The sequence below is a fragment of the Blautia sp. AM47-4 genome, assembly GCF_003479865.1.
In the GTDB taxonomy this organism is placed as follows: Bacteria; Bacillota; Clostridia; order Lachnospirales; family Lachnospiraceae; genus Fusicatenibacter; species Fusicatenibacter saccharivorans.
This window is the reverse complement of record NZ_QUHY01000012.1, coordinates 18,610-32,937: the sequence shown is the minus strand read 5'-3', so window position 1 is coordinate 32,937 and position 14,328 is coordinate 18,610. Positions and strand designations below refer to the sequence as shown.

Sequence of the window (14,328 nt, the reverse complement as noted above, 5' to 3'; positions counted from 1 at the left end):
TAAATTTTTGCAAGCCTGTCGGTGGTAAAGGATTTAGGAAGGAGCAGACCCATGAAATCAGTAATTTCCATTGGAAATCAGGATTTTATATCCATTAGAAAGAATAACTGTTTTTATATCGATAAGACGGATTTTATCAGGGAATGGTGGGACAATCAGGACAGTGTTACTCTGATCACACGCCCAAGAAGATTCGGCAAGACCCTGAATATGAGTATGGTCGAATATTTCTTTTCCGTAAATCATTCCGAATGCAGCAAATATTTTGAAGACCTTGTCATCTGGAAAGAGGAAAGATTTCGTAAGCTGCAGGGAACGTATCCGGTGATTTCCCTCAGCTTTGCAGATATCAAGGCAACCACATATGAGACTGCAAGAAGAGCGGTAATTCGTAAGCTGGTAAAATTATATAGTACTTTTGAATTTGTCAAATCCAGCAAAGTATTAAATGAAAAAGACCGCGCCTATTTTGATTCCGTTGAAGAAAATATGTCGGATGATGCGGCAGCAGTAGCTGTCAATTATCTGTCCGATTATCTGAGCCGCTATTACGGAAAAAAGGTGATTATTCTTCTGGATGAGTATGATACTCCTTTGCAGGAATCGTATATTCATGGGTATTGGGAGAATCTTACTGCGTTTATCAGAAGCCTGTTCAATTCCACATTCAAAACGAATCCCTATATGGAACGGGGACTGCTGACAGGAATAACAAGAGTCAGTAAAGAATCTATCTTTTCCGATCTGAATAATCTTGAAGTTGTAACAACAACATCGGAAAAGTACAGCGGCTCGTTTGGCTTTACAGAAGAAGAAGTCTTTCATGCGCTGGAGGAAAATGGGCTGTCCGATGAAAAAGGAACCGTCCGCTATTGGTATGATGGATTTTCCTTTGGAAAACGGAAGGATATTTACAATCCGTGGTCCATTACAAAATATCTGGACACGGGAGAATATGGAACGTACTGGGCAGACACCAGCGGAAATATGCTGATCTCCAATCTGATCCGTCGAAGTCCTGCAAAGATCAAGACGGAAATGGAAGATTTATTAAACGGCAGAGTGATCTGCACAGAATTGGATGAGCAGGTTATTTTTGAACAGCTTGGCAGAAAGCGGGGAGCCATCTGGAGTCTTATGCTTGCGAGCGGATATCTGAAAGTGGATCGGTACGAAATGGATAACCGAACAGGAAAGCGCCAGTATGATTTGAAAGTGACAAATCATGAGACAATGCTGATGTTTGAACAAATGATAGAGGACTGGTTTACAGAAGAAGATTCTGCATATGGCAATTTTAAAGATGCTCTGCTTGCCGGAGATCTGGATTATATGAACCAGTTTATGAATCAGGTAGCACTTCAGACATTCAGCAGTTTCGACACGGGCGGAAAACCATCAGAGGAACTCGAACCAGAAAGATTTTACCATGGATTTGTCCTTGGGCTGATTGTTGATCTGGCCGGAAAATACAGAATCACTTCCAACAGAGAAAGTGGATTCGGAAGGTATGACGTAGTAATGGAGCCATTGAAAGAAAACCTGGATGCGATCGTAATGGAATTTAAGGTTCAGAACACATCAAAAGAAAAGTCGCTGGAAGAGACGGTGGAGCATGCACTTCGTCAGATTCAGGAAAAACAGTATGACACAGAATTGCTTGCCAGAGGAATCGCAAAGGAGCGGATCAGGTATTATGGATTTGCGTTTCGGGGGAAGAAAGTGTTGATTGGAAATTAAAATGAGAGAAAATATGAAAATCAGAAAAGCAGAACTGAAAGACCTGTCCAGAATTGCGGAAATTTTCGTGTTCAACAACCGAATCAATTATTTCCCGATTTTTCACGAGGAGGCCTATTCCTTCGGTGAAATGCAGGTAGTCCCGATGATCGACCAGTACTTTAAGAAAGAAGAAATCTTAAACCGCATCTATGTCTACGATGATGGAATTATAAGAGGTTTTACAGAAATCAACGGAACCGAAATCTGTAAACTATACGTAGATCCATGTCTGCAGAACAACGGAGTCGGCCACGGGCTGATTACCTTTGCAATTGAAAAGTTTGACGCAGACCATCTATGGGCATTGGAGAAAAATACGCGTGCCATTGCGTTTTACAACCGCCACGGATTTCGGTGGACAGGAACGAAACAGCTGGAAGCAGGAACGACAGAATATCTGCTGGAATTAAGACGATGAGAGCACGACGTGTTTTCTGTCCTTCCTGCAAAAATTAAAGCAGGAGAAAACGGTCTTGTATTTTAACCGACTCAAGCAAGTAGCGAAGCGGATTGCGAATATCCGCTTTACTGAAGCAAAAATAGCCGAAAAGCCTGTTCTACCGTATCGGTCATATTTTCTGCCGCATTTTTCACATCCATAGCTTCTTCGAGTGAAACGACGCTCCGCAGAATCGGGAAAAAGGCATCAATTCCGGCGGCGTTGCATGCAGATGCATCTTTTGTAACACAGCCTGAGAACGCAAGGACAGGTTTGCCGTATTCTTTTGACAGTTTTGCAACTCCAATCGGCGCTTTTCCCATCACGGTTTGCCCATCGAGCTGTCCCTCACCGGTGATGACAAGATCAGCGTCTCTCACATCATCACGAAGTCGGGTTTCATCCAGTATGATCTGAATGCCGGGTTCCAGTGAAGCAGAAAGAAACGTCTGAAAAGCAAATCCAAGTCCGCCCGCAGCACCCGTTCCGGGAAATTCCGCGTCAACGTTCGGGAATGTTTTCCGGCAGAGTGCGGCGTAGGAGGCAAGCGATGTGTCCATACGTTTGATCATGACAGCATCCGCGCCCTTCTGCGGTCCGAAAACGGCGCTGCAGCCGTTGGAACCGCAGAGCGGATTCGTTACATCGCAGGCAATATGGAAGGTGCATTCCGAAAGTTCCGGCAGAACGTGATCTGCCGTAATCGCGGTAAGAGATTCCAGTCCGACAGCACCAAAAGGAACCTGTTTTCCTTCTGCATCGAGCAGTCCGAAACCGAGTGCCTGTAGCATACCAATACCGCCGTCATTTGTGGCACTTCCGCCGATTCCAATGATAAAGCGGTGGCAGCCATTGCGGATGGCATCGCAGATAACCTCACCGACACCGTACGTTGTGGCGTACAGCGGATTTTTCTCATCGCCGTGTACCTGTGTAATACCGGCAGCCCCCGACATCTCGATAATGGCGGTCTGCGTTCGGTCGATGATGCCATACGGGCAGATAACCTGCTTTCCGGCAGGACCGGTCACCGAAACGGAGACAAGCCGTCCGCCAAGACCTTCGGTCAGTGCCTGAACGGTACCTTCACCGCCATCGGCAAGCGGGCGCACAACCGTCTCCACCTTCGGATCGACACGATAAATCCCGGTGGCGGCCGCTGTTCCAGCCTGCAGAGAGGAAAGGCTTCCTTTAAAAGAATCAATTGCAATCACAACTTTCATCATTTTTCTCCTGATTTCAAATATTTTTCAATCCGACACTCATGCACCTTCGTCTTCTTATCATAATTAACACCAACCAGCAGAATATCCCCTGTATAAGATGCAATGGAAGCCGGGTAATGCTGTCTTTTAATCTGATCCAGTGCCGTTTTCGCATTCTTGTTCCATTTCAGTTCTACTACAAGCGCCGGAAAATCGTATCGGTATTCCGGCTTTGGCAGAAAGACAAAATCGGAAAAACCGCGCCCGGTCGGAAGTTCACGAATGGGTTTGAAGTAATATTGCATCGTACTTAAATAAGCAATCGTGAGGACACAACTGAGCGAATTTTCATTATGATACTGAATCACGGAAGTATATTCCTCATGGACCTTTTCAATTCCGGCAGCGACAGCATTTTCATCCATATCGAGCGTAGCATCTAAAAGATCCGCAGATTCCTGCTGGAAAGCGAAAAGTTCATTCCAATGATTGGAAGTCACCGCAGTCAGAAACTCCCTGCGGATTTCTTCGTTGGGAATATATGCCATCTGTGTCTGCTGATTGTAGGCAAGATAGCCCAAATGAATCAGCAGCGTCAGAACATCATCTTTATTTACAAAGCTGACCATGTCATTTTTAAAAGAGGTAACCATGACAGGAACTGCGGCGCCGGAAAGCATCTCCAGAATTGCTGTTTTCAATCCGTCAAAATCCATATTGATAAAAGGAACCATCGAATCGTATGTGCTCGTCTCCGACCAATAGCTTTGGAATGTCCCATCCAGAAGCAGACTTGTCACCGCGTTTGGATTGTATACATGGTAATTTCCAAGCAGATAGCCGTCGTACCATCGTCTGACTTCCTCAAAATTTTGTCCGTATTTCTGACAGAGAGCGGAAACTTCATCTTCTGTGAATCCAATATAGGAAGCCAGCGGGCCTGGATTCAGCATGGAATACTGATGAAAATTATTTAAGGCAGACTGCGTTTTCAATTTTTTGATCGGAAGAATACCCGTGAGAAACGCAAGCTGGATATATTTCGTCGGTTCCGTCCCTTTGAACATTCCACGAAGAAAATTAATGTAATCATCCTGAATTTTCTGGTTGGAGGCCTCATCACGAATCAGGACATCCCATTCATCAATAATAATCACAAATTTCTGTCCGGTCGCCTCTTTGATCCGGGACAGAGCGTCGGGAACGGTGGAAACTTCCGGCGGAAGCTGATCTGCATAGATGGTACGCAGCTCGGCCAGTGTACATTCTGTAATGTAGGCCACAATCTGTTCCGGATCGCTGACATTCGAAAGAAACCACTGGATATCCAGATGAATCACATCGTACTGGTTCAGATGCTTCTCAAAGTCTGCCGTCTGGCTGATCGCAAGGCCAGAAAACATCTTTCTGGAATCACAGCCTTTGCTGTAATAGGCCGCCAGCATATTTGCAGCAAATGATTTTCCAAACCGCCGCGGGCGGCTGTTGCAGATATAGCCCTGTATGGTGTCCAGAACTTTGTTGGTATACGATAAAAGTCCTGTTTTGTCCACATAGATTTCAGAATTGAGAGCAACCTGAAATGCACTGTTGTCCGGATTCACAAATCTTCCCATGATTTCACTTCCTTTCCGTTTTTTGATTATACCCCGATTTTACCATTCCCCCATCCAAATAGCAACGCACACCCCCGAAAATCCCGTAAAATCGCGGAAAAGAACCGATAAAATATGCTTTCCACTCTTGACAACGCTTACAGCCCCTAGTTATAATAAGGCATGAAAAACGATGACGAAGACAGTAGTCTGCGCGTGAACGGTCTGTGGAAAGCGAGCCGGGGATGGTGGGAGTCCGGTACAAGTAGCGGCAGGTGAACATCACTTCCAAGTTGCAGTTCTGAATCTGCGTACCCGGCGCATAAAATATAGAAAACCGGAGAGCAGTGGTAAGAAGTTGCCGGTTGTTCCCCGTTACAGGAAATGCATATGATAGTATGTAACAGGTGGTTACGATAAGTACAGCTTTCGTCCTATTACAGGGCGGGAGCTTTTTCTTATTTTACGCGAGCAAATCAAACGAGAAACTTAAGTTTCAGGAGGTACAAGCATGTACAAGAAAGTTTCAACCGACATGAACTTTGTCGAGAGAGAAAAACAGGTTGAGAAGTTCTGGGAAGACAATCAGATCTTCGAAAAAAGTATGAAAGTGCGTGAAGGAAATCCGTCCTACGTGTTCTATGACGGACCGCCGACCGCAAACGGAAAACCGCACATCGGCCACGTAGAGACCCGTGTTATCAAGGATATGATCCCGAGATACCGTACCATGAAGGGTTATCAGGTGCCGAGAAAAGCAGGCTGGGATACCCACGGACTGCCGGTAGAGCTGGAAGTTGAGAAAAAACTCGGTCTGGACGGAAAAGATCAGATCGAAAAATACGGCGTAGAGCCATTCATCGAGCAGTGTAAAGAGAGCGTATGGAAATACGAGGGAATGTGGGAAGACTTCTCCCATACCGTTGGCTTCTGGGCTGATATGAAAAACCCATACGTTACGTATCATAACGATTACATCGAGTCCGAGTGGTGGGCATTAAAAGAGATCTGGAAGAAAGGTCTTCTGTACGAAGGACACAAAATCGTTCCTTACTGCCCGCGCTGCGGTACCCCGCTTTCTTCCCATGAAGTAGCGCAGGGATACAAAGATGTCAAAGAACGTTCAGCCGTTGTCCGCTTTAAAGTAAAAGGCGAGGACGCTTACATCCTGGCATGGACCACCACACCGTGGACCCTTCCGTCCAACGTTGCACTCTGCGTCAACCCGGATGAGGATTATGTAAAAGTAACAAGCAAAGGATATACCTATTATATGGCAGCTGCTCTGGTAGACACCGTTCTCGGTGAGGGCGCTGAAATCCTGGAGCATTATCAGGGTAAAGATCTCGAGTTCAAAGAGTACGAGCCGCTGTTCCCGTACGCTGAGAAGAGAATCGGAAACAAAAAAGCATACTATGTAGTCTGCGATACCTACGTAACACTGACCGATGGTACCGGTGTTGTTCATATCGCCCCTGCATTTGGTGAGGACGACTCCAAGGTCGGTCACAGATACGATCTTCCATTCGTACAGTTAGTAAACGAAAAAGGTGAGATGACCGAGGAAACTCCGTGGGCAGGCACTTTCTGCAAGAAAGCAGATATGGCCGTTCTGCAGGCACTCGAGGACAAGGATCTTCTGTTTGATGCGCCGCTGTTCGAGCACAGCTACCCGCACTGCTGGAGATGCGATACTCCGCTGATCTACTATGCACGTGAGACCTGGTTCATCCGCATGACTGCAGTAAAAGAGGATCTGATCCGCAACAACAACACCATCAACTGGATTCCGGAGAGCATCGGAAAAGGACGCTTCGGCGACTGGCTGGAGAATGTTCAGGACTGGGGACTTTCCAGAAACCGTTACTGGGGAACTCCGCTTCCGGTATGGCAGTGTGAATGTGGCCATCAGGACTGCATCGGCAGTATCGAAGAACTGAAAGAAAAAGCCGACAACTGCCCGGATGACATCGAGCTTCACCGCCCATACATCGACGCAGTGACCATTAAGTGCCCGAAATGCGGTAAAGAGATGCACCGTGTACCGGAGGTTATCGACTGCTGGTTCGATTCCGGATCCATGCCGTTCGCACAGCATCACTATCCATTCGAGAACAAAGAAATCTTCGAGAAACAGTTCCCGGCACAGTTTATTTCCGAGGCTGTAGACCAGACACGTGGATGGTTCTACTCCCTGCTTGCAATTTCCACTCTGCTGTTCAACAAAGCACCGTACGAGAACGTTATCGTTCTTGGTCTGGTACAGGATGAGAACGGACAGAAGATGAGTAAATCCAAAGGAAATGCGGTAGATCCGTTTGACGCACTGCAGACCTACGGTGCCGATGCGATCCGCTGGTACTTCTACACCAGCAGTGCTCCGTGGCTGCCGAGCCGTTTCGCAGGCAAGACGGTCGTGGAAGGACAGAGAAAGTTCATGGGAACCCTGTGGAACACCTACGCGTTCTTTGTCCTGTATGCAAACATCGACAACTTCGATGCAACAAAATACAGTCTGGAATATGACAAACTGGCTGTTATGGATAAATGGCTGCTGTCCCGTCTGGAATCCACTGTAAAAGCAGTAGACGACAACCTGGCAAATTACCGTATCCCGGAGGCAGCAAAAGCACTGCAGTCCTTCGTGATGATATGAGTAACTGGTATGTACGCCGCTCCCGTGAGCGTTTCTGGGCAAAAGGCATGGAGCAGGATAAGATCAATGCTTACATGACTCTGTACACCGCACTGGTGACCGTTGCAAAAGCAGCAGCTCCGATGATTCCGTTCATGACAGAGGATATTTATCAGAACCTCGTAAAGAGCATCGATGCAAGTGCACCGGAAAGTATCCATCTGTGCGACTTCCCGGAGGTACATGAGAACTGGATCGATCCGAAGATGGAAGAGGATATGGCAGACCTGCTGGAGATCGTCGTTATGGGACGTGCCGCAAGAAATACTGCCAATATCAAAAACCGTCAGCCGATCGGAACCATGTACGTGAAGAGCGAGTTCCAGCTTTCCGAATTCTACAAAGAGATCATCGAGGACGAGCTGAATGTCAAAGAAGTTGTATTTAAAGATGACATCGCAGATTTCATCAGCTACAGCTTCAAACCGCAGATGCGTACCGTAGGACCAAAATACGGAAAACTCCTGAACAAGATCAAAACAACCCTGTCTGAGCTGGATGGAAACAAGGCTATGGCAGAGCTCAAGAGCACCGGCGAACTTAAACTTGACATCGATGGACAGGAAATTGTATTATTAGAGGAGGATTTGTTAATTGACATGGCACAGATGGAAGGCTATGTATCCGAATCCGACCATACAATCACCGTTGTTCTGGATACCAATCTGACTCCGGAACTGATCGAGGAAGGTTTTGTTCGTGAGCTGGTAAGTAAAATCCAGACCATGCGTAAAGAGGCCGGCTTTGAGGTTATGGACAAGATCAGAGTATATGCAAAAGACAACGACAAGATTGTAAGCATCATGAAAAACCATGGTGATGAAATTAAATCTGAAGTTCTGGCAGAAGAAATCGTGACTGGAGAGACAAAGGGCTATGAGAAGGAGTGGAATATCAACTCCGAAAAGGTTACCATGGCAGTAGAGCGTATCTAAGAATACTTCTGGATGCGTTTCCACGACGATCGTTAATATAAAAATCAGCCTGCGAGCGGGGATGCAGACAAGCTCTCCGCTCGCAGACTGCTATTGAGGAGGACGCAGATGTTAAACGCCGAGTTCAACAAAGAAACTTTTAAGAACAGTGTCAAAGAAAACGTAAAAATGCTGTACAGAAAAAATCTGGAAGAGGCTTCCCAGCAGGAAATTTATCAGGCAGTCTGCTACGCAGTAAAAGACGTTATTATTGACAACTGGCTGAAAACCCAGAAAGCAATGGATGAGCAGGATCCGAAGATTCTGTACTATATGTCCATGGAGTTCCTGATGGGACGTGCGCTGGGAAATAACCTGATTAACCTGACTGCATACAAACAGGTACAGGAAGCTCTTGATGAGATGGGACTGAACCTGAACCTTCTGGAGGACCAGGAGAGAGATCCTGCGCTTGGAAACGGCGGTCTTGGCCGTCTGGCAGCATGCTTCCTGGATTCCCTGGCTACACTGGGATATCCGGCATACGGCTGCGGTATCCGTTATAAATACGGTATGTTCAAACAGCAGATCCGCGACGGTTATCAGGTAGAAGTACCGGACAACTGGCTGAAACACGGCTATCCATTCGAGCTGAAACGCCCGGAATACGCAAAAGAAGTAAAATTTGGCGGATACGTAGCACAGGAGTATGATGAGGCTACCGGACGCGTAAACTTCGTACAGAAAGATTACCAGTCTGTAAACGCAATTCCTTACGATATGCCAATCGTAGGATACGACAACGATGTTGTAAACACGCTGACCATCTGGGATGCAGAGGCTATTCAGGACTTCTCCCTGGATTCCTTCGACAAAGGTGATTACCACAAAGCGGTTGAGCAGGAAAACCTTGCAAAAACCATCGTAGAGGTTCTGTATCCGAACGACAACCATTACGAAGGAAAAGAGCTGCGTCTGAAACAGCAGTATTTCTTTATTTCTGCAAGCGTACAGAGAGCAGTTGCAAAATATAAAAAACATCACGATGATATCACAAAGCTGTATGAGAAGGTTACCTTCCAGCTGAACGATACTCACCCGACCGTAGCCGTTCCGGAGCTGATGCGAATCCTCATGGACGTGGAAGGCCTTGGCTGGGATGAGGCATGGGAGATCACCACAAAGACCTGCGCATACACCAACCACACCATCATGGCAGAGGCACTCGAGAAATGGCCGGTTGACCTGTTCTCCAGACTTCTTCCGCGTATCTATCAGATCGTAGAGGAGATCAACCGCCGCTTCCTGATCCAGGTAAGAGAGCAGTACCCGGGTGATGAAGAGAAAGTCCGCCAGATGGCAGTGATCTACGACGGACAGGTTCATATGGCCCGTCTGGCTATCGTAGGCGGCTATTCTGTCAACGGTGTTGCACAGCTTCATACCGAGATTCTGAAAAAACAGACCTTAAAAGACTTCTACGAGATGACTCCGGAGAAGTTCAACAATAAGACGAATGGTATCACACAGCGTCGTTTCCTGCTTCACGGAAACCCGCTCCTGGCTGACTGGGTAACCGAGTACGCCGGAGACGGCTGGATCACCGATCTGCCGAAGATCGAAAAGATCGCTAAGCTGGCAGATGACACCCAGGCACAGAAGGAATTTATGGAAATCAAATATAAAAATAAAGTCCGCCTGGCAAAATACATCAAAGAGCATAACGGTATCGATGTAGACCCGAACTCCATTTTCGATGTTCAGGTAAAACGTCTGCATGAGTACAAACGTCAGTTTATGAACATTCTGCACATCATGTATCTGTATGACCGCCTGAAAAAGAACCCGGATATGCCGTTCTACCCGAGAACCTTCATCTTCGGAGCAAAAGCATCCGCAGGTTATGAGCGTGCAAAAGCGATCATCAAACTGATCAATTCCGTTGGTGATGTGGTAAACAACGATCCGACCATCAAAGGAAAGATCAAAGTCGTATTTATCGAGGATTATCGTGTCAGCAACGCAGAGCTGATCTTTGCCGCTGCTGATGTTTCCGAGCAGATTTCCACCGCAAGTAAAGAGGCTTCCGGTACCGGTAACATGAAGTTCATGCTGAACGGTGCCCTGACTCTTGGAACCATGGACGGTGCAAACGTAGAGATCGTTGAGGAAGTTGGAAAAGAGAACGCCTTCATCTTCGGACTTTCCGCAGATCAGGTTATCGAATATGAGAACAACTACACCTACGATCCGATGAGCTACTTCATCCACGATCAGGACATCCACAACGTAGTGATGGATCTGATCAGCGGAAGATACTCAAACGGCGACACCATGATGTTCCGTGATCTGTATGACTCCCTGCTCACACCGAAGAATGCTCCGCGCCCGGATATGTACTTTACCCTGGCAGACTTCAAGTCCTATGCGGCAGCACAGGAGCGTGTTGAGGATAAATACAGAAATACTTCTGCATGGGCAAGAAGCGCGATCCTGAATACCGCACACAGCGGCAAATTCACATCCGACCGTACTATCCAGCAGTATGTAGATGATATCTGGCATCTGGACAAGATTACTGTCAGAAAGTAATCGGAATCAAATATAAGTAGTTAGGGGACACCTGCTTTTCCGGGAAAAACCGGAGGGGCGGGTGTTCTTTTTTTGATGACCGCTGGAAGGATCTGCATCCCGAAAAATGCCTGCAAAACAGGCATTCTTTTGACATTCTACGGGGAGTGTGGTACACTGTTCGTGTCTATGAACTAAAACAATCTGAAATGTATTGAGGTGAAAAGATTGGATAAAGCTGAATATCAAAGCCGGCTGGAAGAGCTGAACAGTCTGGTAAAAAAAGAGGACTATGAGGGGGCACTTGCAGTTGTAGAAGCCGTTGACTGGCGGCGTGTCAAGAGTCTGCGTACGCTCGGCATGGTAGCGGATGTCTATGAGGCGAACAAACGATATCCGGAGGCGAAGAAGATTCTGCTGATGGCGTATGACCGTTCCTCCATCGGAAAGGGCATTCTGTACCGCCTGGTAGAGGTCTCCGTAAAAATGAAAGACTTTGATGAGGCGATTGACTTTTACAACGAGTTTGAAGCAGTCGCACGTCACGATAATTCCCGGTATCTGCTGAAATACAAGATTTTAAGAGGACAGAAAGCGCCGCTTGAGGAGCAGATTTCCCTTCTGGAGGAATACAAAGAGCGGGAATTTACCGAGAGATGGGCATATGAACTGGCAAACCTTTACAGCAAAGCCGGAGAGACGCAGAAATGCATCGATGCCTGTGATGAGCTGATCCTGTGGTTCAGCGAGGGCAAATATGTGACAAAGGCAATGGATCTGAAAATGAAGTACGAGCCGCTGTCACCGTCCCAGCAGATCAAATACGAGCATCGTTTTGACTACAAAAAGAATGAAGAGCCGTCCGAGGATCCGGAAGCACTTGAAGTGCGGTTAGCCGGAGAGAGCGGAGCCGGTGAAATGGCTGCGACGAAAGAGCCGGCAGAGACGCCGGAAGTAAAACCGGTAAACGGCGGTGTGATGAGCCAGTATGTGGCCGGTGAAGAAGAAAAAGAAGCCGGTTCGCCGTACGAAGCATATGAGAAAACACAGCAGGCCGAGGCAGATGCAGAGCAGGTGCAGGAGTACGAAGCACTGCAGCAGACAGAGGAGCCGATCGAGGAGATTCCGGAAGAGCAGGCGTATGCAGACAGCACGCCGACGTACCTTGGAAATACGATCGATCTTCACGCAGAGCTTGCAAAGAGCATCCGCGATGTCTTCTCCTTCCGCGGAAAGAAACAGGAAGAGACGGCAGTCGAGGAAGAGACAAGCGAAGAGCCGGTACAGTACGAAGTAAAAGATCTGGAGCCGGAGCAGCTTGATGTAAACGTAGAGGTATCCCCGGATGCCAACACGACAATCAAGACAAGACCGCAGCCAAAACCGAAGGAAAAAGCCGAGCCGGTAATGCCGAAAGCACCGAAGCCGGAGAAGAAATACGAAGAGCCGGACCTCGAAGCACTGTTCCAGGAGACCGCAGCAAACCTGTCGGAGGAAGTTGCGGAGGAAGAAGCAGAAGAGCCAGTGGAACCGGCAGCAGAAGCCGAAACCGCAGAGCAGCCGATGGATCCGGAGTCCGAGACAGAGGCACGGGAAACGGCAGAGGAGCCGCAGGCGGAAGCTGAGCCGGAAGAAGATGCAGAACCGGCAGATGAAGCGGAAACCGAAGAGATCACAGAACCGGCGGATGAGGCTGAAACCGAAGAAGCTACAGAGCCGATGGATGAAGCTGAGATCGAAGAGATTATAGAACCGGCAGCCGAGGCTGAAATCGAAGAAGCAGAAGTTACAGAACCAGCAGTGGAAGCTGAAACAGAAGCAGCCGAGAAGGCTCAGGCGGAAGCCGAAATTGAGGAAACCGTAGAACCGGCGGAGACACCGTCCATGGATGCAACGGTTGTCATCGCGGATCTGAAACCGGCAGAGGAGACACGGCCGACCATCGATTTTAGTGAGCTTCAGGCAGCGCTGAACGCAGAAGTGCAGGAAGCTGAAAAAGCATCGGAAATCGAACTGCCGGATGAGCCGGAAACTGCGGAAGCAGAACCTGCTGACGAGCCGGAAAGCGAAACAGAGCCGGAAACTCCGGCCGAGACTGAGCCAGCCGATCCGTTTGAGCCGGCAGGAACCCAGCCGATCGAGATTACCCCGGAGGAAATCGAAATCGAAGTTCCGACCGAGCCAAAGCGTGAGCGCGTATCCGATGCGACGATCAACATGAGCATCGAAAAAACAACGGATGCCACCGTTCAGCTGATCCGCGACAACATTCCGGAAGGAACTGTTGCGAAATCGATTGAAGAGGTGCTCCGCGAGGAGACGCCGGAGGAGGCAAGACTCCGCATCCTGAACGACACCCAGCCGGATAAGCTGAGTGACGAGCAGAAAGCGCTGTTTACTTACTTTGCGAAAGTTCCAGGCATGGATATCCAGATTCTGGATGCAATGCATGGTGTTTATCATTACGCAGGCGACCGTACTTCCCGTCATGGAAACATTGCCATTATGGGCGGATACGGTACTGGAAAAACGAAGCTGTCGGAGGATCTCGTCCGTGCAATCTGTGCTGACTTAAAACTTCCGGCAACGAAGATGGCCCGTCTGGATGCATCTGTTCTGAACAAAAAGGACTGTGCGCAGATTGTTTCAAAGCTGGCGGGAGGTTTCCTCCTGATCGAGCGTGCCGGTCTGATGTACCCGGAGACGATCGAGAAGCTGTCGCAGGCAATGGATTTCCGTACCGACAGTCTGGTTCTGATCATCGAGGATGAGAAGGTCAGCATGAGAGGTCTTCTGCGGAATTACCCTGATTTTGCGAAGAAGTTTGAGACGGTCATTTCGATTCCTGTTTTCACGAACGACGAGCTGGTTACGTTTGCCCGCACGTATGCGCGTGAGAATGGATACAAGATGGACGAGATGGGTGTGCTTGCTCTGTATACACAGATTGGCAACAATCAGAAGGAGGGCGAGCCGATGACGATTTCACAGGTCAAAGATATGGTGGATCGTGCCATCGCCCATGCAGAAAAGGGAACCCGTAAATTCGGAAGACGCATGTCCAGAAAGCATACCGATGCGGACGACCGCGTGATTCTTTACGAGAAAGACTTTGAGTTCTAAATAC

At 48.0% G+C, this 14,328-nt stretch carries 6 protein-coding genes and 1 pseudogene; 5 read left to right on the top strand and 2 right to left on the bottom strand.

Annotated elements, in window-relative coordinates; genetic code table 11:
• The first annotated feature begins 51 nt into the window (after positions 1 to 51).
• Positions 52 to 1,740 (top strand): AAA family ATPase, encoded by a 1,689-nt coding sequence (locus tag DW965_RS09560; protein WP_055225796.1) that lies wholly within the window; start codon positions 52 to 54, stop codon positions 1,738 to 1,740.
• A gap of 13 nt (positions 1,741 to 1,753) precedes the next feature.
• Complete coding sequence (locus DW965_RS09555) at positions 1,754 to 2,200, top strand: GNAT family N-acetyltransferase (protein ID WP_055225986.1); 447 nt, start codon at positions 1,754 to 1,756, stop codon at positions 2,198 to 2,200.
• A 107-nt stretch (positions 2,201 to 2,307) separates the two neighbouring features.
• Here DW965_RS09555 and DW965_RS09550 read toward each other — a convergent pair whose 3' ends face one another.
• Positions 2,308 to 3,444, bottom strand: coding sequence for a glycerate kinase family protein (locus DW965_RS09550; protein WP_117761358.1), 1,137 nt, complete (start codon positions 3,442 to 3,444; stop codon positions 2,308 to 2,310).
• A complete protein-coding gene (locus tag DW965_RS09545; RefSeq protein ID WP_117761357.1) occupies positions 3,444 to 5,042 on the bottom strand; it encodes an AAA family ATPase in 1,599 nt (532 codons plus the stop codon). Before DW965_RS09545 ends, DW965_RS09550 begins: the two co-directional genes overlap by 1 nt.
• A gap of 490 nt (positions 5,043 to 5,532) precedes the next feature.
• On the opposite strand from DW965_RS09545, the pseudogene ileS reads away from it, so the two are divergent.
• From ileS to DW965_RS09530, 3 genes and pseudogenes are all read left to right on the top strand, one after another.
• A pseudogene (gene ileS / locus DW965_RS09540) lies at positions 5,533 to 8,651 on the top strand (isoleucine--tRNA ligase).
• Between the two features lie 108 nt (positions 8,652 to 8,759).
• Positions 8,760 to 11,222 (top strand): glycogen/starch/alpha-glucan phosphorylase, encoded by a 2,463-nt coding sequence (locus DW965_RS09535; protein ID WP_055222024.1) that lies wholly within the window; start codon positions 8,760 to 8,762, stop codon positions 11,220 to 11,222.
• Positions 11,223 to 11,420: 198 nt separating this feature from the next.
• On the top strand, positions 11,421 to 14,324 hold the full coding sequence (locus tag DW965_RS09530) for a hypothetical protein (protein ID WP_442857758.1): 2,904 nt from the start codon (positions 11,421 to 11,423) through the stop codon (positions 14,322 to 14,324).
• Positions 14,325 to 14,328: the final 4 nt, after the last annotated feature.

Bases quoted from the DNA above. Each gene is read 5' to 3' on its own strand.
- DW965_RS09545 (WP_117761357.1), bottom strand. From the start codon at position 5,042: ATGGGAAGATTTGTGAATCCGGACAACAGTGCATTTCAGGTTGCTCTC.
- DW965_RS09535 (WP_055222024.1), top strand. From the start codon at position 8,760: ATGTTAAACGCCGAGTTCAACAAAGAAACTTTTAAGAACAGTGTCAAA.
- DW965_RS09550 (WP_117761358.1), bottom strand. From the start codon at position 3,444: ATGAAAGTTGTGATTGCAATTGATTCTTTTAAAGGAAGCCTTTCCTCT.
- DW965_RS09560 (WP_055225796.1), top strand. From the start codon at position 52: ATGAAATCAGTAATTTCCATTGGAAATCAGGATTTTATATCCATTAGA.
- DW965_RS09555 (WP_055225986.1), top strand. From the start codon at position 1,754: ATGAAAATCAGAAAAGCAGAACTGAAAGACCTGTCCAGAATTGCGGAA.